24 protein-coding genes are annotated in these 23,397 nt (G+C 59.2%); 12 read left to right on the top strand and 12 right to left on the bottom strand.

The genetic code is table 11. The features are described from left to right. Positions 1-34 precede the first annotated feature (34 nt). Positions 35-523: an ArsR family transcriptional regulator gene (locus ACT3HL_RS16560; protein ID WP_445087864.1), complete on the top strand. Its 489-nt coding sequence runs from the start codon at positions 35-37 to the stop codon at positions 521-523. Positions 524-553: 30 nt separating this feature from the next. Here ACT3HL_RS16560 and ACT3HL_RS16555 read toward each other — a convergent pair whose 3' ends face one another. Then, positions 554-1,810 carry an RNA-guided endonuclease TnpB family protein gene (locus tag ACT3HL_RS16555; RefSeq protein WP_445087863.1) on the bottom strand — a complete coding sequence of 419 codons (1,257 nt, stop codon included), beginning with the start codon at positions 1,808-1,810 and terminating at the stop codon, positions 554-556. A 252-nt stretch (positions 1,811-2,062) separates the two neighbouring features. On the opposite strand from ACT3HL_RS16555, the gene ACT3HL_RS16550 reads away from it, so the two are divergent. Continuing rightward, on the top strand, positions 2,063-3,460 hold the full coding sequence (locus tag ACT3HL_RS16550) for a DUF6498-containing protein (protein ID WP_445087862.1): 1,398 nt from the start codon (positions 2,063-2,065) through the stop codon (positions 3,458-3,460). A gap of 585 nt (positions 3,461-4,045) precedes the next feature. On the opposite strand, the gene ACT3HL_RS16545 is transcribed toward ACT3HL_RS16550, so the two are convergent. Both ACT3HL_RS16545 and ACT3HL_RS16540 read right to left on the bottom strand, forming a co-directional pair. Continuing rightward, entirely contained in the window at positions 4,046-4,378 is a 333-nt protein-coding gene (locus ACT3HL_RS16545; protein WP_445087861.1) for a DUF3784 domain-containing protein, read from the bottom strand. Further along, the gene (locus ACT3HL_RS16540; RefSeq protein WP_445087860.1) at positions 4,371-4,829 is read right to left on the bottom strand and encodes a hypothetical protein; all 459 of its coding nucleotides are present in this window, start codon (positions 4,827-4,829) and stop codon (positions 4,371-4,373) included. The genes ACT3HL_RS16545 and ACT3HL_RS16540 overlap by 8 nt, the downstream gene beginning before the upstream one ends. A 204-nt stretch (positions 4,830-5,033) precedes the next feature. On the opposite strand from ACT3HL_RS16540, the gene ACT3HL_RS16535 reads away from it, so the two are divergent. Continuing rightward, complete coding sequence (locus ACT3HL_RS16535; RefSeq protein ID WP_445087859.1) at positions 5,034-5,351, top strand: hypothetical protein; 318 nt, start codon at positions 5,034-5,036, stop codon at positions 5,349-5,351. Between the two features lie 374 nt (positions 5,352-5,725). Here ACT3HL_RS16535 and ACT3HL_RS16530 read toward each other — a convergent pair whose 3' ends face one another. Next, complete coding sequence (locus tag ACT3HL_RS16530; RefSeq protein ID WP_445087858.1) at positions 5,726-5,911, bottom strand: multidrug transporter; 186 nt, start codon at positions 5,909-5,911, stop codon at positions 5,726-5,728. A 177-nt stretch (positions 5,912-6,088) separates the two neighbouring features. Further along, positions 6,089-6,841, bottom strand: a complete 753-nt coding sequence (locus tag ACT3HL_RS16525; protein WP_445087857.1) for a hypothetical protein — start codon at positions 6,839-6,841, stop codon at positions 6,089-6,091. Between the two features lie 268 nt (positions 6,842-7,109). Between ACT3HL_RS16525 and ACT3HL_RS16520 the strand changes: the two genes are divergently transcribed. Together ACT3HL_RS16520 and ACT3HL_RS16515 are read left to right on the top strand one after the other, a co-directional pair. Then, on the top strand, positions 7,110-7,310 hold the full coding sequence (locus ACT3HL_RS16520; protein ID WP_445087856.1) for a hypothetical protein: 201 nt from the start codon (positions 7,110-7,112) through the stop codon (positions 7,308-7,310). 145 nt (positions 7,311-7,455) lie between these two features. Beyond that, positions 7,456-8,223: a hypothetical protein gene (locus ACT3HL_RS16515; protein WP_445087855.1), complete on the top strand. Its 768-nt coding sequence runs from the start codon at positions 7,456-7,458 to the stop codon at positions 8,221-8,223. Positions 8,224-8,921: 698 nt separating this feature from the next. Here the strand turns inward: ACT3HL_RS16515 and ACT3HL_RS16510 are convergent. The 3 genes from ACT3HL_RS16510 to ACT3HL_RS16500 all read right to left on the bottom strand — a co-directional run bounded on the left by ACT3HL_RS16510 (position 8,922) and on the right by ACT3HL_RS16500 (position 13,124). Beyond that, positions 8,922-9,965 carry a hypothetical protein gene (locus tag ACT3HL_RS16510; RefSeq protein ID WP_445087854.1) on the bottom strand — a complete coding sequence of 348 codons (1,044 nt, stop codon included), beginning with the start codon at positions 9,963-9,965 and terminating at the stop codon, positions 8,922-8,924. 1,878 nt (positions 9,966-11,843) lie between these two features. Beyond that, positions 11,844-12,644 (bottom strand): DUF7847 domain-containing protein, encoded by an 801-nt coding sequence (locus ACT3HL_RS16505; protein WP_445087883.1) that lies wholly within the window; start codon positions 12,642-12,644, stop codon positions 11,844-11,846. Positions 12,645-12,788: 144 nt separating this feature from the next. After that, positions 12,789-13,124: a hypothetical protein gene (locus tag ACT3HL_RS16500; protein ID WP_445087853.1), complete on the bottom strand. Its 336-nt coding sequence runs from the start codon at positions 13,122-13,124 to the stop codon at positions 12,789-12,791. Between ACT3HL_RS16500 and ACT3HL_RS16495 the strand changes: the two genes are divergently transcribed. Next, positions 13,123-13,725, top strand: a complete 603-nt coding sequence (locus tag ACT3HL_RS16495) for an LURP-one-related/scramblase family protein (protein WP_445087852.1) — start codon at positions 13,123-13,125, stop codon at positions 13,723-13,725. The genes ACT3HL_RS16500 and ACT3HL_RS16495 overlap by 2 nt on opposite strands. A 96-nt stretch (positions 13,726-13,821) precedes the next feature. Here ACT3HL_RS16495 and ACT3HL_RS16490 read toward each other — a convergent pair whose 3' ends face one another. Then, positions 13,822-14,685 (bottom strand): hypothetical protein, encoded by an 864-nt coding sequence (locus tag ACT3HL_RS16490; protein ID WP_445087851.1) that lies wholly within the window; start codon positions 14,683-14,685, stop codon positions 13,822-13,824. Between the two features lie 175 nt (positions 14,686-14,860). Here ACT3HL_RS16490 and ACT3HL_RS16485 point away from each other — a divergent pair, with 175 nt between their 5' ends. Next, on the top strand, positions 14,861-15,181 hold the full coding sequence (locus ACT3HL_RS16485) for a hypothetical protein (protein ID WP_340696331.1): 321 nt from the start codon (positions 14,861-14,863) through the stop codon (positions 15,179-15,181). 91 nt (positions 15,182-15,272) lie between these two features. Here the strand turns inward: ACT3HL_RS16485 and ACT3HL_RS16480 are convergent, their stop codons facing one another. Beyond that, the gene (locus tag ACT3HL_RS16480; RefSeq protein ID WP_445087850.1) at positions 15,273-16,040 is read right to left on the bottom strand and encodes a hypothetical protein; all 768 of its coding nucleotides are present in this window, start codon (positions 16,038-16,040) and stop codon (positions 15,273-15,275) included. Between the two features lie 440 nt (positions 16,041-16,480). On the opposite strand from ACT3HL_RS16480, the gene ACT3HL_RS16475 reads away from it, so the two are divergent. After that, positions 16,481-16,906: a hypothetical protein gene (locus ACT3HL_RS16475; RefSeq protein WP_445087849.1), complete on the top strand. Its 426-nt coding sequence runs from the start codon at positions 16,481-16,483 to the stop codon at positions 16,904-16,906. 147 nt (positions 16,907-17,053) lie between these two features. Beyond that, positions 17,054-17,368 (top strand): hypothetical protein, encoded by a 315-nt coding sequence (locus ACT3HL_RS16470; protein ID WP_445087848.1) that lies wholly within the window; start codon positions 17,054-17,056, stop codon positions 17,366-17,368. A 197-nt stretch (positions 17,369-17,565) separates the two neighbouring features. On the opposite strand, the gene ACT3HL_RS16465 is transcribed toward ACT3HL_RS16470, so the two are convergent. Next, positions 17,566-17,898: an SMR family transporter gene (locus ACT3HL_RS16465; RefSeq protein ID WP_445087847.1), complete on the bottom strand. Its 333-nt coding sequence runs from the start codon at positions 17,896-17,898 to the stop codon at positions 17,566-17,568. Positions 17,899-18,013: 115 nt separating this feature from the next. Continuing rightward, positions 18,014-19,003, bottom strand: coding sequence for a peptidoglycan DD-metalloendopeptidase family protein (locus tag ACT3HL_RS16460; RefSeq protein ID WP_445087846.1), 990 nt, complete (start codon positions 19,001-19,003; stop codon positions 18,014-18,016). Between the two features lie 847 nt (positions 19,004-19,850). On the opposite strand from ACT3HL_RS16460, the gene ACT3HL_RS16455 reads away from it, so the two are divergent. The 3 genes from ACT3HL_RS16455 to ACT3HL_RS16445 are packed head-to-tail and all read left to right on the top strand — an operon-like array spanning position 19,851 to position 22,857. Continuing rightward, positions 19,851-21,053 (top strand): hypothetical protein, encoded by a 1,203-nt coding sequence (locus ACT3HL_RS16455; RefSeq protein WP_445087845.1) that lies wholly within the window; start codon positions 19,851-19,853, stop codon positions 21,051-21,053. Further along, positions 21,050-21,715, top strand: coding sequence for an ATP-binding cassette domain-containing protein (locus ACT3HL_RS16450; protein ID WP_445087882.1), 666 nt, complete (start codon positions 21,050-21,052; stop codon positions 21,713-21,715). Before ACT3HL_RS16455 ends, ACT3HL_RS16450 begins: the two co-directional genes overlap by 4 nt. Beyond that, on the top strand, positions 21,712-22,857 hold the full coding sequence (locus ACT3HL_RS16445; protein WP_445087844.1) for an ABC transporter permease: 1,146 nt from the start codon (positions 21,712-21,714) through the stop codon (positions 22,855-22,857). Before ACT3HL_RS16450 ends, ACT3HL_RS16445 begins: the two co-directional genes overlap by 4 nt. Positions 22,858-23,397: the final 540 nt, after the last annotated feature.

The raw sequence follows: 23,397 nt of genomic DNA, 5'->3' as shown, positions 1-23,397 counted from the left end.
AACTGTTATAGCGCCCTACCCCGTACCAGCACGTATGAGCGAAACCGACACTGGTGCGGCCGATGCAGGGCCGTTCGCGGAACAGCAGCGGCTGTTCAAGCTGCTGTCCCAAGATACGCGCCATCTCATCATCCAGGAGCTGCTGGGCCACCCCGCCCATCTGATGTCGCTCGCTGAACTCGAGTATATGGCTGGGAAGAGTCAGGCGGCCATCAAAGACCAGCTGGAGACGTTGATTGACGCCGGGCTCCTCGCACGCTACACGTACGAACCAAGCGAGGGGAAACGTGATCTCCCCGCCCAGTTCTACGGATTCACGGAGCGGGGCGTCGAGGTCCTCCACGACTACAAGTATCTCCGTGGGCTTCCGGTCGCACGTGCCCTCTACGAGAATACGCGCAAGACCGAGAAAATCGAACGCCACGAATCGGCCCCTCGCCCGGAGCTTCCGGATGCCGTCGCGGAAGCCCTCGAGTTCGACGAGCCCGATCTCGACGCCGTCGATGGTGGCACAAACCCATAGTTCGTCGGTCAACTACCCACCCTACTTCGCTCAGTCTGACGACTTTGCTCGTTGAGGGTGGGGCTTGTCCGTGTCCTCGACCTCGAACCCGTCTGGGTGGGCGGTAAATCCGCCACTTGGCGTCACCGTTCCAGACTTTAGGGCAAGTTGACTGTTGCCCGTCCGCCGGGACGACTGTTGGCCTCGGCGGACGTACCGCATACCGATGTTCTTCGCCGCGTTGTAGTCTGCGTTCGCTTCCGACTCGCACTTCTGACAGCAGAAATCGGTTCGATTCGGGCGATTCTCGTCGGCTGTGAAGCCACACTCGGCGCACCGTTTCGACGTGTACGCCGAACCCACCTGCTGCACCAAGATACCGTTCGCTTCGGCTTTGTACTCTACTTGCTCGTAGAGTGTTTGGAACGCCCACTTGTGGCCCCACGACGCACCCGTGCGGTCGCGGATGTGGGTCAGGTCTTCGAACACGATCACATCGCACTCGTATCGAAGTGCTTCGTCCACGATGGCCTTCGACGCCTGGTGGAGTACGTCGCGGATGTACCGAAGTTCGCGGCCACTCGACTGTTCAAGCGTTCGACGGGCGCTTCGGGTCCCGGTCTGCTGGAGGCCGGCGCGTACCTTCTCGAACTCGCGGAGGTCATGGGTTAACTCTCGCCCGCTAAAGAAGCAGGCAGTGCTGGTGACGGCGAGATTTTTGATACCGAGGTCAACCCCGAGGACTGTTCCGTCCTCGGCGGTATTCCGTTCGGTGTCGGTCTTGTGTCGGCGGAAGCCGATGTGTAAGAAGTAATCGCCGTTGCGGGCGGTGAGCGTACTTTCTGTAACGCTCCATTCGTCAGAGTTGAGGTACTGCCGTTGGTAGCCATCGTCGGCATCGGGAAGTGCGAGCGAACACCGGACGCGACTCTCCGTCGTGGAGAGAGAAACCGTGTCGTCATCGAACAGCGTCATCGTCCGGGTGTCGTACTTCACTGTGGGTGCGGTGAACGTCGGCTTGCTGACCTTCTTGCCGTTGGACCGGCGTTCGATACAGCCAGTGATGGCTTGTGCGGCTTGGTGGGTGGCGAGAATCGCATGCTGACTCCCGAGGCCGGTTTGCTCACGCACGTCGTCGTAGGCGAGGGGCTGTACGTCGCTCTTGGCGTTGCACTTGCCCCACGCCATGTCGGTGGCGAGCTGGCAACCACGCTTCCACTCAGAGATGGTCTCCTCAAGCAACTCGCGTTGCCTACCATCTACCGAGAGTCGGGTGATTGCTGTCCGACGCACATAGTCGTCTGCCACAGTTTCAATGTAGTACCGTGGCTACTTATAAAACAGTGTTAATCGTCTATACGAACGCGCTCCTCCCTACTCGCTCCTTCGCTAGCGCTTCGGTCGCTCCTTGAGGAAGGGCACTCCGCGTTACCGTTTCTGTTGAGCAGTCCGCGTCAATTCCTTTGATTTGGTGCCCTACCTCCCTGATGTATGGCGATTAAACACGGGCGTCGGTCCCACACCAACAAATTTTATTCATTACTTATAGATGACGAATCGATGGAGCCACCATCAAACGATTCGTCTGCCGTGTTTCTGGTAGCAGTCGCGGCGAACGTCGTCCCGCTGGTCGGCGTGTTCCACCTCGGGTGGAGCGCACAGACGTTCGCGGTCGTCTACGCGATGGAACTGGTCGTCGCTGTCCCGTTCGCCGGATTGAAGGCATTGTTCGCGCGCCGCCCGCCGAACTACGACGAGCTGGAGCGCCCACAGGAGGGTAACCCGCTCAAGCCCGACGAGTGGGGCGGGGTCTCCGTCGGACCGAGCGACCTCAACCGCCGGCGTGGGAACGTCACGGTCGTCGACCCGCTCCCGCCGATCTACCCCCGGAACTTCCCGTTCGTCTTGCGAGCGTTCGGGGCTGCCGTGGCGCTCGTTGGGATGTTCCTCTTCGTCCTTGGCCGTTTCATCGACGTGCCGGCGACGCTCGCCGATCCGATTGTGGCGGCCAGCGCCGTCTCCCTGATCGTCTCTCACGTCGGCGTCATCAACCGCGAGTACTTCCGGAAGCGGCGCCACGAGACGAGCACCCCCCGGGACGTGATCGGAAGCGCGAAGAACGAGGCCGGGGTAGCCGTGGTGGTGCTCTGGTTCGCGGCCATCGGCGGCCCGGCCGGCGCGCTGGTCGCGTTCGTCGCGGTGAAGCTGTTCGCGGAGTGGCAAGGGTACCGCGGCGGGCGGGCGTTCGATCCCGACGAGGAGGAGGGGACGCTCCCGCCTGTGGCGGCTCCGGACGCGTCGCCGACGGCGGAGGTCCGTCCGGACCGGCGCGCCGTCCGCGGCGCCGCGCTCTGGCGGGGCGCGAAGTCCGCAGTCGGCAGCGGCCCGGCGTACCTCCTCGCGTGGGTTGGGCTCACCGGCGGATCGATAGGGTCGGTCGCTGCCACGGTGGTCTGTTTCGGCCTCCTGCCGGCCGGCATCGGCGGGCTGAAGGCCGTCGAGTACGCCCTCACTCACGGTACGCTGGCGTACCAGCGCCACGACGACGCGGTAGTCGCGTATGACGACCTCACCGGGGCAGTCCAGTGGGCGACCCCCGTCGATGACCTCCGGGACGCCGAGCTGTGCGAGGGAGAGCTCCTCGACCGCGCCTGCGACACCCGAACGTTCTCGCTTATTCCGTCCGCGGGGGAGTACGAACTCAGCGTCGCGCACCTCCGGGAGTATGGCCGGGCCGTCGAGGCGTTCGAGCTTCCGGTCGAGACGACGGCGTTTGGCCCACTCGACCGACGCGTGGTCAGGGTGGCGGCCGCAGTCGGTGCTTGTGGCATCGCCGTCGTGGCTGGTCTCGCCTACTACGTCCCCTCCGTCGCGGCGGTCGCCGCCGGATTCGGCGGCCCGTTCGGCGTCGTAGCTCTCAGATCGGCGTGGCGGTGGGCGCTCCCGGCGACGCCGTGAGAGCGCTCGGCTGATCTCGGCAGTTCTATGAGACCGTTTTGATGTTTGCCCTCATCAACATAGAATCGCTGCGTGAATCGCTGTAACCGTAACTCCGCATCTATTCAACACAGCAGTCCATTCAGGGTCTAAGGTCAAGAGCATAGTAGACGACAGCCATCACGACTCCCATCATCGCTGCGTCGGTGATTGTCAGATCACGTAGTAATAGACTCACTGCGAACACCGCGAGGAAGCTCACAAAGCCAATCGCGAGGGCATATTCCAATCGGGGTAGGTTCTTAGCCCACGCCTCCAGACGGTGGTACAACTGCAATACCATTACTGTACATCCTCTTGAACGCGAGATTGGATAAATTATACTCAGATACACGCACATCTACTGAGCGGCTGTTCCACTACAGGTCGTATCGGACTACTAGAATTTCAACAGAGCCTTGGGACTTTACTTCTCGTACTGCCGTCTCTCGAGCGTTCAGTCCCGCTGTTTGATGGTTGCGCTTTCACACTGTGCATCCCGTTCTGTATAGAGCCGATTGCTTGGGGATTGTAACCGTCCAAAGAGCGTCTGTCGTCTGGTGCTCTTCAGTTAGTCTCGTTCCGTTCGGAAGTCGATTCGTAGCGGCGAGCACCGCGAATCATCCGGACGGCGATGGCAACGACGGCGATCACGAACACGAACCAGTACCACTCGCTGTTGGCCGGTGAGGATCGGAATTCCAGAACACCGACACAGATCGTCAGGACCGCAACGTAGAGCGCGTTCGTTCCAATGAAGTTAGCCAGACCTTCTTCGTCTGCAACCTTCTCGGGGTCGTATCCAGCGATCAGGTCCATCACGCCGACGTACTTGATCAGTACACCGAGGATGCTGACGAAGAATCCCGCTCCGATCGCAGACAGTGCGTGTTCAGTCATGGGACTGCTGAGACACCACTTTCTCTCGGAGTCGCTCGATACTTGATCGGCCGAGATATCCAACAGCGAACCCGACGGTTCCAATGATGAGGGTGGCGACGCCGAGCACAGCCAGCCCGACAGGGTCGAAGAGAAAGGCGAACTTCCCGCCGAGCGAGTGACTCGAGAGCCCGAGGAACGCCCAGTCGGCCCGAAAGCCGATGTAGGCCGCGAACAGGCCGAGCCACGCCACGACCAGTCCGCTATGTCGAGCCCCGACGCCAACGGCGACGACGAAGCCAACGAGTGTCGCCGCTGCCGGCAGGACGATCACACCACCGGACACCTGAAAGAGCCCGACCGCGTACGCACCGAACGTTCCGGTGAGGATCGTGAGGATAACGAGGACAACGATCACCCACTGAAAACGACTACGGGGACGTCCGACGAGTACTCTATGGAGGGGGACCATATTCCCGGTTCCAGAGCGAACGGGAAAAGTGCTGTCTCGTCTATTGTTCGTTCGTGTGGTATCCATTTTTTTGACACTGATCGTGTCTCTCTCGGTTAGTCGATGATCCGGTACTGGATTCCGGGCGTGACTCGATCGGTTCTCGGCTCATCTCCGTCCATGACTCACCAAAAATTGCTTGTCAGTCCCGGTTGACGACTCCGCATGGCCCTCCTCGCAGTGCTCGGAGTTCCAGATTCGACACTCGGTATCGTGCTTGGAGCTGCTTGGTTGGTCGTCCTCGGAGTCGCCGTGTATCAATATGCGAGCGGCAATCGGTCGCGTGAACAATTCTATATGGTGGCGTGTATGGGTTCGTTCTGGCTGGCGTACAGCCTGTTACAGGTTTCGAGTGCTGTCTCGGGGACAGCAGAGATCGGTGTCGTGAGTCTCGCTGCTGGATCGTTCCTCGTCGGTGTCGTTGCCGGTCTGCGATGGCGAGAAAGGCGCCGTTCGGACACCGAGAACGACGTGGCTGTATGAGGCTGTCTATTTTCGAGACACCTGCTCCATAGAGAACAGCGGTTGTGGGTACTTATTGATTGAGCTCTGTGGAAATTATCAACAGCTGACAAACTCTGGTGTGGGAAGATACGTACTGGTATGCCCCTATCCAGAATAGAATTTTAAAACGACCATGACGACAAATGCGCTAATTGCGCCTAGTAATCCGACTTCGACCGAGGAGTTGCCGAGGACGACGAGTCCGATCAATGTGCCGATGGCGATGGCGAGCCCAGATGCGAGAGGGCTATTGGTCACGATACCTTGTTTCTGCCGACATAGGTGGTGCTTTCGAACAAGAAGTTTCAGCGACGGGGCCGTCGGGTAATTGATTGGCAAATGTTCGAGCAGATTTAGCGGGCTCTTCTGATAACGGCCAATACGGCAATTCCGGCCACGGCCACACCGATAAGCGTCGGAACGAGTTGCCCAGATCCCCACTCCCAGTCCAAGAACTGCGTTCCCACGATCGAGACAAGTGCAACGAGGAGGCCGAGTGTCGTGATCCAAGAGGACTGCTCTCCGTATCCGGGACCCATACTACCGTGTTCGTTGTTGAAGAGGTATGAACTTGTTCTGTACCGCATCCAGGGGACGTACGAACAGCCACCGAGAGTGTCATAGAACAATGTCCAAGATCATTAATTCCGCCGCGGAGATATACGAAAGCACTGGCAGATAGACCTGCGAACGTATCTATACGGAAGTCTACAGGGTCAACGGTATTTTCGAACCGTATTCAGTGGACTACCCCTCCAGTGATACGGATGAGGATTATTTGCTAGGTTCTTTCTATCAAGCTCTTCAAGTGTCTCGTTGACCATACTCTCCCCCAAGCTAAAGTGTTTCTCCGCCAAGTGGTAAATTAGCTTCTCAGGCACACTATTGAATCCTTTCTGTTGCGCCTCCCAGAGAATCTCAGGCACCGTCTGGAAAGTTTCTCCCTCAAACTTATGGAGCACTTCTTCACACGTACTTGCCTCATTTACCGCCTCGAAATCATAGCCTTTGACTTCAACCGTATCTTTTGACAGTTCCTTAATCGCATCCTCACTTGAGACGCGCAAAATCTCTTCAACACCCAAGGGAATGTGTTCCGCTTCAATCTCCTCACGATGCTCTTCAGACTGCGCATTATCCAGCCGTTCTTGGTGAAGATCTACTTCTGTTTGCTGATGAGCTTTCTTCAATTCAACCAAAAGAGACCGCAACAGTGCGGGGTCATCAATCCCCGCGGCAAAAGACGCCATCTGTCGCGTATCCATATACATCAATTGGTCTACGATCGTGCCATCTATGTTGGCAAACTGGTCCGTCTGCACTGCTTTAATTTCTTCACCCTTGAAGTCCGCTTGCGGCAGCAGCCCATTCGGGGATACTACTCGGTCAGCCTCTTTGAACGAATATCGACTGGTTTCGCCAGTCTCCCGATACTCCTCGTAATCAAGTGGAGCGTCCCTGAACGACATTGACGTTAGAATCAATACTGAGGAATCCCACTTAAATTCTGATGGAAGATTTTGCTAGTATATTCTAGGATGGGCCGATAAGTGTTAGGTGACTTTAGTTAACGTTCTGTATTTCCACTGAACTGAGCGATTCGTAGCTCCCCCTGCATTGAGCAAATCTGGGAGCAGAAATACAGGTGTGCGAACCGTTCTATGACTCCCTGACAGCCATTTCTTACTATCGCATCTTCCCGGTATCGGTAAGTGAGATACCCTTCAACAGTAGGATATGCGTGACGCCCTCCACCGAGCAGCCATCGGGTTGTACGTCCTGTGGCTTCTGTTCGTCGTACTGCTCATATTCGGACGATACACCCCGTTCCCGCTGTTGGATATCGTTCACTCGGGCGTCGTGTTTGGTGCGGCTGTTTTGACGGTCATCGGGAGTGGTAAATTGCTTCGAATTGGATACCGGCGAGTCACAGGCTGAGATATTCGCACACCTCACGAACGGTTGTCAAACCGACTCGATGTCGAATTAATTGGAGTCGGTATAGCCAACCGCACGGCGGTAGCTCAAAACCCATTTTGATTTTCTGTAACGTATAACTCCGCTCCGGTAATGGTCCCTCGTGATGGCCCTCCGACTCACAAACGCGATCCTCGACGGCAGTCGACGTGTCCTGACTCGCACCGGTGGCCTACTGTTCGTGGTGTTGCTCGTTCACGAGGCCCTGCTCATCACGTCACTCAACACCGTGGTTACGGCAGCGGACCCAACTGCGATGAGCGACGTGATCGGACTGACCCTGCCGGTATCCGGAACCGTCGCCGGTGTGCTCTTGGCCGGGACGCTCGTCTTGAACGCTGTCTACTTCGTGGTTCTCTCTCGGGCCTTCGCTCGACCGAAATCACAGCTGTACTCGTTCCCTGCAGACCTAGTCACTCGCCGCATCGGTCGAGCGTCGCTCACGATGCTCGTCAGCGGATATATCGTCCTTCTCGCGGTTATGATCGGATTCGCCTTCCTGTTCCTGCCGGGACTGTTCCTCTCTGCCTGTTTCTTCTTCGTTATCTTCACTATCGGTGTCGAGGACCGGGGCGTTATCGGATCGCTCAAGCGGAGCTGGGGTCTCTCTCAGGGGAACCGTCTCCGGTTGGTGGGGATCGTCCTTACTATTGGGATTAGCAGTACCGTGGTTAGTTTCGCTCCAACACTCCTGCGTATGGTTGACGCACCTATCCTCGGTGGTGTCGCCACGATTTTCCTTAACAGCGTCCTGTTCATCTTCGTCTACGGGATTATGGCCGAGGCGTATCTACAGGTCAGTGAAGGAGACACTGACCTCGGCGGTACCAACGCCTCCGCGACCGCCGACACTAGGAGTACCCCGGACATCTAGCAGGTCCCGGCTGCCACTCCTCAGAACTCACATATCAACTCCATTGGATGGTTCGTATGGAAAACATCCTCATCGCGGTCCTCAAAGCGGGTGAACTGGTCGTCGAACGGTGATCGACGGTTTGTGAGTAATTGCGCTCCGATGACGACACCAGCGAAAACGGACGGGGACAGTCCCCGAACGGCGAAGATCCGTAGGTTGCCTTCACCAGCCGCCTCTGTGTCACACCAAAATATCTCTGTAGTATAGGGTCACCGGCGTCCTCAAACTGAAAGTCACGTCGAAATCCGCCCGCGTATCCGACGGTCGATTTGCCATCCCACACCGAGGCTGCCGAGTATCGCGAGTAGACCGATCCACGGGAGGACCGCTTGATCGGTGAGGGACAACGGGATTCCGATCGCGAACAGTCCCCATTGTAGGGATTCACGCTGTTCTCCGTCTCGGTACTGCGAGACGATTGCGGGGAGGAGAAACAATCCGCCAAGCACCCCGACGGCGAAGCCCGTCGGAACCGTATAGCCACCAATTGACACCGTTGGGGCACTAGAAATCACGAGCACTCCTCCGCCGATAAGTACGACGAGGATACCGAGACGGAGGAAGAGGTCACGGGAGGGCATTGCATCTTGAAGTGACGTGGCTCTTGACAAAAAGGTACGTCAGCGAGACCAATATCTACAGTCGCCGTTTCGTGTCTATTGAGCCGATTCTCGTGGCGCTGTCTGTGCGAACGCGTAGCCGTATCCGAACGGAATGACGCCGGTACCGATTCCGATGAATACGACTAGCGGTCCGAAAAAGAGACCGACAGGACCGAGGACAGCCGAAATTGACGCCGCTGTGAGCAAGCCGATCCCGATCGTCACTCCAGCCAGCGAAAGCCACCGCCGCTGGGCTGTGAGAACCCCCGCAACGACACCGGATGCGACGACGGTTGCACTCATGGGACCGGTAACGAAGCGGGTGGCGGAGCCACTCTCGAAGAGCGACGTTCCGACGAGCGCGATCGGAATCGCGAGTGTGGCGATCGCAGCGGCTCGGCGGACGGTCAACAGGCGATCACGCGTCGGGTCGCGGTAACGGTATGCCAGAAGCCCTAGCGCAACTGCGACGTACCCACGTCCGACTGGTGTGAGTACGAATCCAATAAAGGTGCCTGCAAGCTGGGTGGCCAGTGCATCTTCGTTTTCAGGTGCGACGACGTAGTACGTCCCGTCCTGCCGGTACAATCCCGCCTCAACGATGGGTCCGGTCGTGGTTCCCGCGTCGATGGCTGCTTGGACTTCGGGTGACGCTTCAGATACCGGACGAGCGACGGAGGTGAGCACCGTTTCGGGATCGGTCTGTCGCATCCGGATCGTCGCGTTCGTTGTCTCCCCGTCGGTCGATAGGGTCCAGGCGTAGTAGCTTCCATTATACCGGACGTACGGTGTCTCGATGTCGTCGACCACGATGTGCAATTCCGGCGAGAGAGTTCCGTTGTAGGTGCCGGTTGCGGCGGCGGTTCGGATCGGTTGCTGATATTGGCTGGGCGTATCCGAGAGTCGGTCGTCGAGGTCGGTCACGTTGCTCGTCGCACGTGTGACCAGTTCCGGATTCGCTCCAGGTTCGACGGGCGTGGCCTCATACGTGATCGTTGCACCACCTGCCGTTGCGTGGAAGGCGAAACTGAGAGTACTGCCGACGACGAGCAGGAGAAGGATTGCGGTGGTACGGATGGAGGGGAAAGAGGGGGACACGTATAGACAGTGGATGAAGACCGTTTGAAAAGTTGCGGTTCACGAGTCGTGGTAGTTCATATGAGACGGAACGAGGGGCGGTCCGAATGATACCCCGCCCAGTGGTCGCGTTTCCTTCGACGTAATCTGGCACGTCTACTGAACGGCAGCCAGAGGACGAACTCGTATTGTACTGCCGCTGAGGATCTTCTGCCACAGCGTATCGAGAACCCGCGATGGTCTCAGACGCGTTCGTGACGCCTGTACAGATAGTACGAAAGTGCTGGGACTGACAGAATGAACAACGTCGAAAATACGGCTCGGGCGAGATGAATGACTCCGGTCAACGCCCAAGCGATGTGAGGCGACCACGTTTGGTCTCGCTTGAGCACTCGTATATCGGCAAGCAGACACAGGAGTACGACCAGTGCGATCAGTATCCCTCCCCAGAACGAGACGATAGTGAGTAGGAACGAGGCGATACCGACGCCGACGTTTGGATCACCTGCTGAGGTTGATACAGCGATGAATGTACGGGATCCGATTCCGGAAAGGAGAGACAGTAGGGGAACCACGGGAAACAAGACGACGCCGAACCACCACGGGGATCTCGACATTCGCTGTTCGATGGAATGCAGCAGAATCGGATATACGTGGCGACACGATCCATCAACAGCCGCTCAATTATGTGGGAGTCTCCTTCTGTGCAAGTTGGTACCCTCCCCAGAGGAGGGCACTTCCCCCACCAACGAGTAAGATAATCGTCAACAGTCCGATTCGACCGCGTGAAACGTTGTATCCTCCCCACGAGAGGAAAAAGATGGCCTGAATGAGTGGATGGTACTGTGACTGCCGTACGTGATCACTCGCGAGTACGAACAGATACCCGACGAGCACGACCAAGAACAGATACCCGAGCAGTCCATCGATCCCCGCAAACTCGGGATACAGAATTGCCACTCCGATAAAGACACTCGAGATTGTCCCTGCGAGGAGATACTGCAGTGCCTGCTTACGTGTTCGAAGTATACTCGTGGACGTTCTATCGCTCATAGACTATCGATCACACCGCTGGATGTGCCCCACGAAGCGAACTCGGGCTGGTAAGGGACGATGATTGCTTCGAGCCCTCCGTACACGCTTGGCCACGTGATCGACCCACGGAAACCCTTCTGAGAGGCTCATATACCCTCCGCAGGACGATAGTACCCAAACTGATCCCACGGACTCGGATGGCTCTGACCCACTCGAAGATGCCCAAGGCCGCGACGAGAACGCCACCATAGAGAAAGATCGTGAGCTGGAGTGGCGAACTATCGACCACCGGCCACTGCGAGAGGGTGATTACAGCGACGACGAGTGTCGCGCTGGCGGCGTTCCGTTCACGCACCATCGGTGACTCCCGGATTGATCGTCCGGTAGAACGCGACCGAATAGACGCCGAAGAACCCACCGAACAGTGTCCCAAATGCATTGACATCCTCCTCCGCGTGAACGCGGAGGAATCCCGAGCGGTGGGAGTTTCAGGTTTGGAGTCCAATCATCGGACTACCAGACCTTTCGGGCACGGGTAGTCCCACAGCATCGGACTGGTGGACCGCTGGCGGTGCCAAGCCGCCGGTACCCCTATCCTCGACCGTGTTTGGCGTCCCGGTGTTGTTTTGGCCACGGGGGCGCCAGCAGGCGTCAGCAGACTCGGGGGTATCGTCTGGTTTGCTTCGAGCAGTCGGCACGGGCACACGCTTCGAGCATATGTGTTCACCGACTGCCCTTTCGGATACTGCCTCGTTAGGTGGGCGGACAGGCCGCCTCCGAAGGACGGTTCGGAATCCGCTCCGTTCCGACCGATTCCTACCTCGATATAGGTTGGCCTGTCACTTAAACGTCACCGTGGGAAACTCAGGAAAACCGTTTGAACAGTGGTCTGTTGCCCGGTGTGACGGCGCGTATCCACGGCCTGAAGGCCGTGGTATTGCGCCTGTTCCGCGTATAACGAGGAGTGTAACGCCGACGACCGGCCAACGAGACCTCTGGAAGGGCCAATGCGCTGGTGGATTGGGGTGACGAGAGGAGCGAAGCGATCCCGAACACGCCACCGGCAACACCGCCGAGGATGCCCACGAGTACTGAGTATCCAAGAGTACTCACGAGGTGGTGGCGGACGACGGAGATACTGTGTTTGAGCCCGTCGACAGCACCGAGGTCGTCGACGACGATCGCTTGGCTGTAGAACTGGACGAAGAAGACGAACAGCAGATACGCGAGGATCCCGAGAGCGCCGATCAGGCCGATTACGACGAGCCCGACGATCCCGATGCCGACTCCCGTATCACTGAGGATCGCGAAGCCACCGAAGGTCGCCACGAAGAACGCGACGAACCCGAGCACGAAGTTGACGGCGACCAGCACGAGCGACGCGGCGAGGACCGACACGTAGTTGGATTTCCCTTCACGGAGGAAGCTGTCGAGTGTGGTCTGTCCGTCGAGTGCCTCGTCGGCCATTCCGACGATGCCAGCTTGGAAGAATGGCATGACGAAGATGAACACGAGCGACAGCACCATCGAGACGATGCTGGCGACGAGTGGGTTGACGGCCTGGAGAACTAACTGCGGGATCTGGAACAGCAGTATCACGAGTACCGGGACGAACAGTATCGGATTGCGCTGGAGGGCGCTCGGCGTCTGGCGGAGGGCTTTCAGGACGGCTATGGTCAGCGTTCATCTAGTAATCTGATAAGCATTCCCCTGTATCTGTCGCCGGGGTCGTGATCCTATCCATCTAAGAGAGTCCCAATAGTGGTCCTTCGAATGATTATGGACACTCAGTGAACTCTCCCGGGACGATCAGGCGCTGTATGCGTACCAGAGTAGCAGTAGCCCAAAGAGTCCGAACATCGCTCCTGCGTACGACGCAACAACCTGCCCATCTCCCGGCGGAAGAATCAGCCAGAGAATCGGGCCGATACCAACCATGCCGAGGCCAAACAGGCCGGCGATGAGTCGTTCAGTTCGGTCGAGCGTCGAGCGTTCCCGGTTCGAAGAGTTTGCCTCCGTATCAATCAGTTCCGAAACGACATCAAGATAGTTGGAAGCGAGGATTATCTCAACATCAAGAGCCTTGCTCCGATGTATCGGCCCGAGCAGAAAACTTTTCTCCGAACGTGAGCCACCAGAATCCATGCCCGTGCCCTCCACATCCGGATCGGCGTCGACTCCGTACGACATCTCTACGGTCGATCTCGACGACGATCGCTACGAGGTCAAGCAGTCGGCGATCCGGAACAAGTACGTCGTCCGCGACAGCACCGGTGACGTCGTCCTGCGCGGGAAGCAGAAGATGTTCAAGATGAAGGAGGAGTTCCCGTTCGTGAACGGCAACAGCGAGGACGCGTTCACGGTGAAGGCCGGCGGAATTATGGACATCGCGGGGAACTACACGATCACGGACGCGGGAACCGGCGAAGAGGTCGTCGTTCTCGACGAGGATCTCTCGCTGTTCGTGGAGAACTGGACGATCCGTGACCCCAACACCGGGGAGGCGCTGGCGACCATCCGGTCGAAGAGCAAGCCCCTCGCGGCGCTCCGGCATCTCGTCTCGGTTGCGAACTTCATCCCGAACAAGTACGAGATATTCGACGCCGACGGCGCTCACGTCGGCGACATTGAGGGACAGTTCTCGCTGCGGGACACCTACACGGTCAGCATCGACGACGCGAGCACTGTCCCGAAAGAGGCGGTGGTCGCAGCCGCGTGCATCCTCGACGCCCTCGAAAATCAGTGAGTTGACATCCCATACGCTGTTGTCCTGTCGCACCCTCCTGTTCGTTGAGGGGTGAATGTGCCCGGTCCCAACTATCTCACGGCCACAGACGCCGTGTCACAGGCGGGACTCGAACCGTCGATAGATCTCAACTCGCCGCAAACTGTACTCGACACCGCCCGCCACGAGCAGGATACCCAGATACAGGAACCAGCCACCGAAGTAGAGCGCGTGGGGACCCTCGACGCTCGCCGTGAACTCGGCCCGTGCGTCGAGCAGAACGAACAGCGTTAGCAGCGTCGCTGGCGCGACCAGTCGGTGGCGAACGAGTAGATACAGCGGGACAGCAGCGAGGACCCACATGCCAGCAGCCCCGAAGAGATACAACGCCCACTCCCACCCACCAGAGACCGTCACGCCGAGTCTGGTGGCGAACCACACCATGGCCGCTGCGTGGAGAACCCCGCCCGTCGTCGCCACGGCTGCCGCCCGTCGACGCGACGCCGGGATCGGTAGTTCCGGAACTGTCCGTCCGACGGCCGGGAGGACGTGCCACGTGCTTCGGACGACGTACTCGACGAGGCCCAGAAACAGGAACCCCACCGTCCAGACCGACGCGTTGATCATATACCGGACGATGTAGAGGCCGTCCTCGACGACGGTGATGCCGGTCGGTTCGGCGAGCCGTTCGAGTTCGGCCACGTCTCGAAAGGTCGGCCCGGGCGGGGTGAGTTCCATCCCGAGAACGTAGCCGGTCGTGACGACGAGCACGACAAGCGGTGCGGCGAGTCGATACCGTAGTGCGAGCCACACCGGCAGCGTCGCCACGACGACGAGGCCCCCGTACCGCCAGCCAGCCCCCAGGAGCGAGTACTCGGTCGGGCCGACTGCATAGCCGAGGTGGAGCCCGACGGCAAGCAATCCTGCTGCGTGCACCACGCCGACGACGAGACTGATGACGAGCGGACGTCTGGGGGGCATCGTCCCGACTGTGTTCCCCAGAGATTTCGGTGTTACCACTCCGGAGTTTCAGTGAGTCTGCGAGGCTCTGTTGAAATCCGACTATTCAGATCAATTATAGTCCGACACAGCTAGTTGCAGAAAACTCTGAACTGATCGGGGCAATCCTCAATATCCTCTCAATTCTAGTACTACTATGGGGAAGAGATACTCCACGCTCGATATTCTCAGAGGTGTATCTGTTGTCGCAGTCGTATTCCTCACACTCATCCTTCTCGCAATACTCCCGTCCCCCGGCTATCGAACATCGCGGCTGGTGCTGTTCGCTATCGTCATTCTTTTTGGATGGATGGGAGCGGCTGGTGCGGTGTTTAATCGGTTCAGTCTCTTACTGATCGGTGCCGTCGGTCAGTTTCTTCTCGGGTTTTGGAACTTCACAATTGGGCTGGTTATGCTACCGACAGGAGCTATCCTGTTGGTTACTGCCTTGCTTCACCGAGAGGAGGCTAACAACTGATTCGTATCCTCACTGTACTGACCGGATTTAGAGTCAAAATACCTCTTACTACGGATTTTAACGGAGCAATTTGCGACGACTGCTCCCGATATTACCCCATTCGGGTACACAGGGAGGTAGAGGGCAAGCCGACCATCTCGTTGGGATACAGCGTCTGGACCGTCACGTCGCCGCTGTGAGTGATCAGGACGGCGAGCGCCCACCCGGTGGGGTCGGTCGGCCCGGACAGCGACCAGTCGTGCTGGACCTGGCCGCCGTCCGTCGTCGACACCGAAAGCGAATACCCACCGGTCGTCCGAGTCACCCTCGGTTGCACAGTCAGCGGGAGCGAGGTCCGGTAGTCTCGATCCAGTATGGACTCCCCAGCGGCATCGGAGACACGGACGTCGACCTCGTGACCACCCTGATCCGGCTGGTCGTAGTTCGGCGGCGTCTCGAAATCGTAGATCTGGAACCGTGCCGACGATCTATCCTCGTCCCCCTCATCGGCGTCGGTGACGACCGGCTCCGCACACCGGTAGGCGTTGAACGGAATCCGTCGGTGAGTATCCGACCCGACGAAGTGGGCGACGCTGGCGGCGTTTCTCCCTGCGCGCCGCGGTGAGCCGTCCGGGTCGTAGTACTGTGCGGAGCCACGACACGTCGACAAGAGGTAATACCCCTCGTCAGTAGTGTACACCACGGCAGCGTCCGTGGACTCGACAGTGATATCGGTGGCGGGTTGGGTAGTTCCGAACCCGTCGACGAGTTCGTTGTAGACGTACCGCCGTTCGTGTGTCTCGACGAACGAGAGCGCGGCCGCCTCCTCCGAGACGTCATCCGGGGTCGGTAGTGACTTTTCCTCAGTGAGGGTGTTCACGTCCGGTGGCGGTGTTGGCTCGGGCGTCGGACTCGGGTCACGAACAGGACCGGAGGTCGTCGAACACCCGGACAGCACTCCGGTTCCACACGCGACTGCTGCGAGGAAGTCACGACGTCTCATCGGTACCACATAACCGAATACTGTTGGGAACGGTCGAACCGATTGGAGGGCACGGAAGGTGTGTACGTAGACCGGATATTCAAGCCTCACGGACTCGTCACGTCAGTTGTAGTGTCGTTGCGCGACGACCGGGCTGACGTGAACTCTTGATGAGCGGACCCCTGAACAGGTTCGATGTGACTCGGTACTCCGACCGACGACGAGAATCGATTCGAGATGGTTGTACGGAGTACACTGTCCCTTCCCGTCTCGAGGAGTACACACGCCACGGACGACAGCATCAACTACCCGTGTGCTGATCGATGATTATACGCCCTATGCCCCTCCACTCCGAACTCACAATCCGCCGAACGAGGCCCGTCGTCGTGATTATCGGCGGCATCGTGTACTCGATCCTTGTTTTGTCGTGGCTCTTCTCGTCAGGTGTTTCCATCTCCGGTCGTGGAATTGTGGCAGTAATCGCGTTGGGATATGCCTGGCTCGGGATGTTTCTGACGGCCGCCGTACCCCTGTATCTGTTCGCACGCTTCTCACTCCTCACCCCACCGCTCGTAACGCTCTGGATACTGGGGAATACGGTGTATCAGTGGCTGTACGGGGCACACCTTCACCCTCTCTCGTCGTACCTGACCGTCTGGCCACTGCTCTTGGGCGTTACGCTGGTGATCACACTCGGTGAAACACTACTGAGAGTTGCTCTCGACCGTACGTCCGGGCGGTTTGGACTTCGTCCGGTATTCTAACTACCGAATTCGGGCAGCACTCGTCTCGAGTCCCTACCCCACGGTGTCACAGATCCATGCTCCACTCGAAGAGTGTTTTCTCGGGATTCGGCAGTGTCTACCGGTTCTATTTACTGTTTTGGGCTTCGCTGTAGACGCCTGGTTTCCGTGGAACGCCCGCTCGCCGCAGGTTCCATTCAGTTACTGGAATATGAGAACTTGATCGATACCGACCTTCTTTTCGGTAACGTGCTCGTACTGACACTCGATTTTGGTCTCATGACTCAGAACCCGCAGACAGGAGCGCTCTCCAATATTAATCCCCATTATGTAGCCACGCTAGCACTGATTCTCGCACCGATGGGGGCGATCCTTGGGGATAGCTTCACATCACACATTGTTCGAGATGAGTTGATGGCAGTCTGGCTTACGATTGCTGGACTGATGATTCTTGGAACGTACGCGCTCTCACTTACTTCGTAGAAGAGGACGAAGCCACGAGGGCACGTTGCTGAAACTACTTCCTCAATAAAGCGAAGCACCCGAGATGGTGGGCGGGCCTGCATCCGAGTTAGCGACCGGTCAGACCTGTAACTCACTGATGATCGTAACAGAGCTAGTCTTTCCTCCTTCCGTGGTATCGATCTGCTCCAGAACGTGGGCGAGTGAGACGGGACCGTTCAGTGAGTGGACATCCCGGAGACGACGTTGAGGCAGTACACACCGGCGATGATGAGACCGATACCCACGACTCCTGCGAGATCGACCGGCTCGTCGAAGGCGACGACGCCGATAGCCGCGATGGCGACGATCCCGAGTGCGGCCCACGTTCCGTAGACGACACCGACCGGCAGATCCTCCAGCGCAAGCGAGAGGAAGTAAAACGCGGCACTGTACCCCACGAGGACGCCCAGACTCGGCAGCGGGCGTGAGAATCCCTGCGAGAGTTTGAGCGACGTCGTCCCGATGACCTCCGCGAGAATTGCCGTCCCGAGCACCACGTACGGGTTCATACGACGGGCTCGTCCTCCCGGTCCGGTAGTTGTTTCGACCGTCGCGTCGAGGTTCGGTTCTGCTCGATGCAGTCCCCCGGCAGTAGCCCCCGTATCGCTATCCAGCCGTTCGTGTTCACACGTCCGGTGGTAGGTTGGACGTCACGGTCTGTCCGCAGTGGACATACGTCTTCGCCCGCTCGTTTCGGGCCAGTTCGGGGTGATCCGTCGCGGCAACGAACTGGACTGGAAGCCCCGCTCCAACGTATGGTATCCGGTGGTCCTGAACGTGGAAGTGAAGATGGGGTTCACTCGAATTTCCAGAATGGCCACAGCGACCGATCTCCTGTCCCCGCTCGACGTGTTCTCCGGGTGTAACGCGGACGCTTCCCTTCTTGAGATGAGCGAGAAAGCTGTACTCGCCGTCAGCGTGCTCGATGACGACGTAGTTGCCAGCCAGTCGGTACTGGAGCGGATCGATCCAGCCAGTCGTACGATGGTGGTCGCGATGGCCGTCTTTTGCACGAACGACCGTGCCGTCAGCCGGGGCGAGGATCGGTTCGTCGAAGCAGTAAAACGAGTCGAGCCCGCCGCTGCCGTCGTGTGTCCGTCCGTCTTCGTCCGTGATGACGAAATCGTGGGCGTATCGCTGTCGAACCGGGAACCACGAGTGGGAGTATCGTTTGTCCGGACTCCCGTTGACGACGGTCCACTCCCCATCGAACGGGAGCCGATACTCGACAGTGGATTCGTACGTCTCGGGGCGAGGAAGCTGGCTCCCATGCCTGACGAGCGCCACGATAGCCCCCGCTACTTGGAAGATACCTCGAACCGCGATGTTCGGATGGACGAGGATCAGCAGGATCTGGAGTTTCTTGAGAGCCCCCGGTTCGTATGCCATCTCGATCCAGTGGCGCGGATCGTCGTCAGCGTAATATGACTCCGTCTCGGGTCGTTCTCCGGTCAGGCGGTGGTACAGGGAGCGAACACTATCTCGGAGCCCACTCAGTACGACGAGACCGGGCGGGACGAGGAAGAGCAAAAAGAAGAGGTAGAACAACTGTGCGAGCTCGAAGGCCTCGTGGACGAACTGCAGATACTCGAGAAAGCCCAGTACGCCGAGCATACCCAGCAGAAACGAACCCCGTTCTATCCGGTCCGTCAACGATTCGTCCACCGACGAATCGATAGGGTGAGAGATAGAGGTAGCCATCGGTATCTGGTTTCGAAGCGGAATTTGTATAGCTTGGGTAGATGCTGTCGATGAACGCTCGTGGGCCGATCACCATCATCTGGTGTGGTCGGCCGGAGTGTTCGTTCGCTTACGAAGACTCGTGGCAGGCGTGCTGTAACGATGAAGACGTTGTGAATACCGGGGTCACAACGAGGAGAGCAGGGAGAGGAGCTGAAAGGCTGCTCCGCTGAGAAGTACCAGTGCAAGGAAGATAGCAAACCATCGCCGACCGTTCCCCGGAATAGACGGGACTTCCGAGGGATAGTACGGCGAAAGCGGATTCTCGGGTCCTGGATCGCCATCTGCCATACACCCGGATACTTGGCTAGTTTACTGTATAGTTGTGTTGCCGGTTGATTTCGACATCCTACGCCGATACCCTCTCGGGTCAGGCGAGTACTGCTGGAGCGTCGTAACGGTCTCGTTGGGAAGTTCTGTCGGTGGAGTTGGCGGCTCGTAGGACATCAGTGACACCTCGGCTTAACCAACGACACAGGCGGAAGTAATAGAATTGTTGGTTAATATAGTGGACAGATTCTGATGCGCGACTCAATAGCTGAACAACAACTCGAAGACAGCTAGCGTCAATCGAGGGATGTGCCGACGAGGTATATCGAACTGGCGAAGCATCCTACCGAACCGTGGCTGAATATGAATCATACCTACAAAGAGCGGATAATCTTAACCAGCAGAGCCGTCGATACCCTACCATTTAGTGCGGGCGACCCGTAAGCCCGGTGTGAACTGGTCCCCCTCCACACGACTGTTACTCGCGTGTATCGTCCTCCTGAGCGGTTCGGGCGGCACCGCGATGACCGCGTCGGCCGCGAATCCGGCCGTACAAATGTCCTCCGTCACGGTGAATCCGACCGATCCGAACGTCGGAGAGCGAGTGACGATCGAGGCGACGATCGCGAACTTGGAGAACAGCGACACGACTGTAGACGTCAGGGATCTTTACATCCGAACGCCCGGGACGGCCGAGGAGTTCGCCCGCCTTGAGGACGTCGGCTCGATCGCCCCCGGCGGATCGATGGAGATTCCGATTTCGACCACCTTTGAGAGCGCGGGCGAGCGGCGCCTGGACGTGAATCTCGTCGTCCAGGATGACGACGGGAACTACCATTCCTACACGTATCCGGTGTATATCGAGGTGACCGAACCGAACGTGAAGGCGCAACTGTCGACGCGGGCGTCCGACGAGGGATCGAGCACGACCGCGGTCTCTTTGACTAACTTCGGCAACGCCGACCTCACGGACGTCGAGATAACGGCCGACGTCGACGGCGAGACCATCGACCGGAAGTTCGTCTTCGACGTCCCGCCGAAGTCGAACCAGACGACGGTTTTCGACACCGGGGACGTGTCCTCTGAAACGGTGCGGTTCACCGCCGAGTACGCGGCGGCCGGCGAGAACCACACCACGTCGCTCACCGTCGATCTGGACGACCAGACCGAGATTCCCGGCGAGGTCCGGCTTACCGGCATCGAGGCGCTCCGGACCGGCGGCGGCGTCACCGTCCAGGGCGACGCGGCGAACCTAGGCGGCACCGACGCCGAATCCGTGCTCGTGCGCGTCCAGGAGACCGACGGAGTGACGCCCGCGCCGCCGTCGAGCGAGTACTTCGTCGGCGCGATCGACGCCAGCGAGTTCGCCACGTTCGAGCTCACCGCGCAGACGGAGTCGTCGGCGTCCGCGGTCCAGATCGAGATCTCCTACATCGTCGACAACGAGCGCGTGACGACGACCCAGGAGGTGAGCCTCGACGCCGCCTCGTCGGTCGCGGCCGGTCCCGGCGGAATGCCGGGCGGCGAGGGCGGGCCGGACGACGGTCCGAACAGTCCCGGCGGTTCGGGCGGCCTCCCGCTGACGGCGATCGGAATCGCCGCGGCCCTCGTCCTCGTGGTCGGTTTCGGCGTCTATCGATGGCGGGGGAGATGACCGTCGTCGAACTCGACGGCGTCGTCAAGCGCTACCGGAGCGGACAGGAGGTGATCGAGGCGCTGAAGGGCGTCGACTTCCGCGCCGAGCGCGGCGAGATGGTCACGGTGATCGGTCCCTCCGGCTCCGGGAAGAGCACGATGCTCAACCTCGTCGGCCTCCTCGACACGCCGTCGGCGGGCACCGTCCGGCTCGACGGCCGCGACGTGACCGACTTTACCGAGGACGAACTCACCGAGGAGCGCCGCTCGGGGATCGGGTTCGTCTTCCAGTCGTTCCACCTGCTGCCGATGCTCACCGCGACCGAGAACGTCGAACTCCCGTCGATGTGGGACACCTCCTGCGACCGACGCGACCGGGCCGTAGACCTGCTGCAGCGCGTCGGACTCGGCGACCGGCTCGATCACACGCCCAGCCAGCTGTCCGGCGGGCAACAGCAGCGCGTCGCCATCGCGCGGGCGCTGATCAACGAGCCGGAGATCCTGCTCGCGGACGAACCCACGGGGAACCTGGATCAGGACACCGGGCGCACGATTCTGGATGAGCTGACACGGCTTAAAGAGATCGAGAATATCGCGATCGTCGCCGTGACGCACGACGAACAGCTCCTCGAGTACGCCGACCGGGTCGTCCGACTCGTCGACGGGGAGATTCAGCCGTGAGCGTCACCGACCTGCTGTGGCGGGTTCCCAGCGTGCAGATGGCCTGGCGCAACCTCGGGCGGAACCGGATCCGGACGGCGCTCGCGACGCTCGGCATCGTCATCGGTGTCGTCGCCATCGCGTCGCTCGGCATCGCCGGCGTGGCGCTCCAGCAGCAGGCGACGGCGGACCTCGGCAGCCTCACGAACGAGGTGATGATCTCCTCGGGTCCCGACAGCGACAGCGACGGCATCACCGACGAGCAGGTCGAGGAGATTCGCTCCGTCGCGGGCGACGCCGCGGTCGTCCCGGAGAAAACGAACCAGACGACGCTCTCGACGCGGGACGGTCGGGAGGCGTTCGTCAGCGTGACCGCGATGACGCGACCGAGCGCGATGTACACCGTCTCGGCGGGCGACAACCCCGACCGGTTCCACTCCGGGGCGCTGCTCAGTAACAGTACGGCGACGCAGCTCGGGTACGAACTCGGCGATCCCGTCGAGTACGACGGTCAGCTGTACCGCATTCGAGGGTTCATCGAAGCTGAAGGGGGCTTCGGTCCCGGCGGGAACGAACTCGTGTTGCCGCTGTCGGCACTCGCCGACCAGGAGTACTACGATTCGGTGACGGTCATCGCCGCGGACGGCGACGAGGCCCAGGCGATCGCAGACCGCCTCGAGGCGCGCTTCAACGAGGACGACGACGAGGTGCTGAGCATTACGAGCTTCGCGAGCGCCCAGGAGAGCATCGGCTCGTTCCTGAACACGCTCAACCTCGCGCTGCTCGGCATCGGCTCTATCTCGCTGGTCGTCGCCAGCGTGGCCATCCTCAACGTGATGCTGATGAGCACGATCGAACGCCGCGGCGAGATTGGTGTTCTCCGCGCGGTGGGTATTCGTCGCGGGGAAGTGCTCCGGATGATCCTCGCAGAGGCGATGTTCCTTGGCGTGATCGGCGGGTTCGTGGGCGCGCTCGCCTCGCTTGCAGTCGGTTTCGCCGTGTTCGAGGTGCTCGCAGGCGATCCGACGCTCGTGCTCGCCTGGCCGAGCGTCCGGTATCTTGTGCTCGGGTTCGGTTTCGCGGTGGTCGCGAGCATGCTGAGCGGGCTGTATCCCGCCTGGAAGGCCGCGAACGACCCGCCTGTCGAAGCTCTCAGGGGCTAATACAGATCCTTATAGTCGCATACCGGTATGTATCGGTACCGGGGGGTTCGAACCACTAAACAGATATCCGCTTCAATCGTCCTTCTGTATCCGTAGGATAGTCTTAACCAACAGCACAGACGAAAGTATTGGAATTGTTGGTTAATGAGTGGGCAGACTCAGAAAGCTCGGATCTAGTAGCACGCTCCCACGACCAGCACGAGACCTCGCCGTAATCAAGAGAGACCAAGCCGACACACCCCTCGTTGCCGCTGTAAACGTTCACCAGTACGCAGCTATTGGCGGCAATTCAAACGATCGGTCGTGAACTCCCTCGTTCTTGAAGTGAGTACCTCGCTTCAGTTCCACAGAACGTCGTCAGTACACTCGAGTGGGTACAGACACACCCCTCGTTGCCGCTGTAAACTCACGGAGGAAAGGGTGCTCAACGTACCTTGGTCTTAGTAGTAGGTCTTTGATCACGCGGCACTGTCTAGTTAGCGTAGATTGAGGAACGAGCAGGTCGTTGAGTATCTTATCCAGAGATGCTCGCAGACCTGC

The sequence above is a fragment of the Halobellus sp. GM3 genome, from assembly GCF_052545375.1.
This window is presented reverse-complemented; position numbering and strand designations above follow the sequence as displayed.

What these genes read in the sequence shown, in the direction of transcription:
- ACT3HL_RS16460 (WP_445087846.1), bottom strand. Translation starts at nt 19,003, where the DNA reads ATGCTCGGCGTACTGGGCTTTCTCGAGTATCTGCAGTTCGTCCACGAG.
- ACT3HL_RS16520 (WP_445087856.1), top strand. Translation starts at nt 7,110, where the DNA reads ATGCGTGACGCCCTCCACCGAGCAGCCATCGGGTTGTACGTCCTGTGG.
- ACT3HL_RS16550 (WP_445087862.1), top strand. Translation starts at nt 2,063, where the DNA reads ATGGAGCCACCATCAAACGATTCGTCTGCCGTGTTTCTGGTAGCAGTC.
- ACT3HL_RS16545 (WP_445087861.1), bottom strand. Translation starts at nt 4,378, where the DNA reads ATGACTGAACACGCACTGTCTGCGATCGGAGCGGGATTCTTCGTCAGC.
- ACT3HL_RS16490 (WP_445087851.1), bottom strand. Translation starts at nt 14,685, where the DNA reads ATGCCCCCCAGACGTCCGCTCGTCATCAGTCTCGTCGTCGGCGTGGTG.
- ACT3HL_RS16465 (WP_445087847.1), bottom strand. Translation starts at nt 17,898, where the DNA reads ATGAACCCGTACGTGGTGCTCGGGACGGCAATTCTCGCGGAGGTCATC.
- ACT3HL_RS16485 (WP_340696331.1), top strand. Translation starts at nt 14,861, where the DNA reads ATGGGGAAGAGATACTCCACGCTCGATATTCTCAGAGGTGTATCTGTT.
- ACT3HL_RS16530 (WP_445087858.1), bottom strand. Translation starts at nt 5,911, where the DNA reads ATGGGTCCCGGATACGGAGAGCAGTCCTCTTGGATCACGACACTCGGC.
- ACT3HL_RS16540 (WP_445087860.1), bottom strand. Translation starts at nt 4,829, where the DNA reads ATGGTCCCCCTCCATAGAGTACTCGTCGGACGTCCCCGTAGTCGTTTT.
- ACT3HL_RS16525 (WP_445087857.1), bottom strand. Translation starts at nt 6,841, where the DNA reads ATGTCGTTCAGGGACGCTCCACTTGATTACGAGGAGTATCGGGAGACT.
- ACT3HL_RS16535 (WP_445087859.1), top strand. Translation starts at nt 5,034, where the DNA reads ATGGCCCTCCTCGCAGTGCTCGGAGTTCCAGATTCGACACTCGGTATC.
- ACT3HL_RS16475 (WP_445087849.1), top strand. Translation starts at nt 16,481, where the DNA reads ATGCCCCTCCACTCCGAACTCACAATCCGCCGAACGAGGCCCGTCGTC.
- ACT3HL_RS16450 (WP_445087882.1), top strand. Translation starts at nt 21,050, where the DNA reads ATGACCGTCGTCGAACTCGACGGCGTCGTCAAGCGCTACCGGAGCGGA.
- ACT3HL_RS16560 (WP_445087864.1), top strand. Translation starts at nt 35, where the DNA reads ATGAGCGAAACCGACACTGGTGCGGCCGATGCAGGGCCGTTCGCGGAA.
- ACT3HL_RS16515 (WP_445087855.1), top strand. Translation starts at nt 7,456, where the DNA reads ATGGCCCTCCGACTCACAAACGCGATCCTCGACGGCAGTCGACGTGTC.
- ACT3HL_RS16495 (WP_445087852.1), top strand. Translation starts at nt 13,123, where the DNA reads ATGCCCGTGCCCTCCACATCCGGATCGGCGTCGACTCCGTACGACATC.
- ACT3HL_RS16500 (WP_445087853.1), bottom strand. Translation starts at nt 13,124, where the DNA reads ATGGATTCTGGTGGCTCACGTTCGGAGAAAAGTTTTCTGCTCGGGCCG.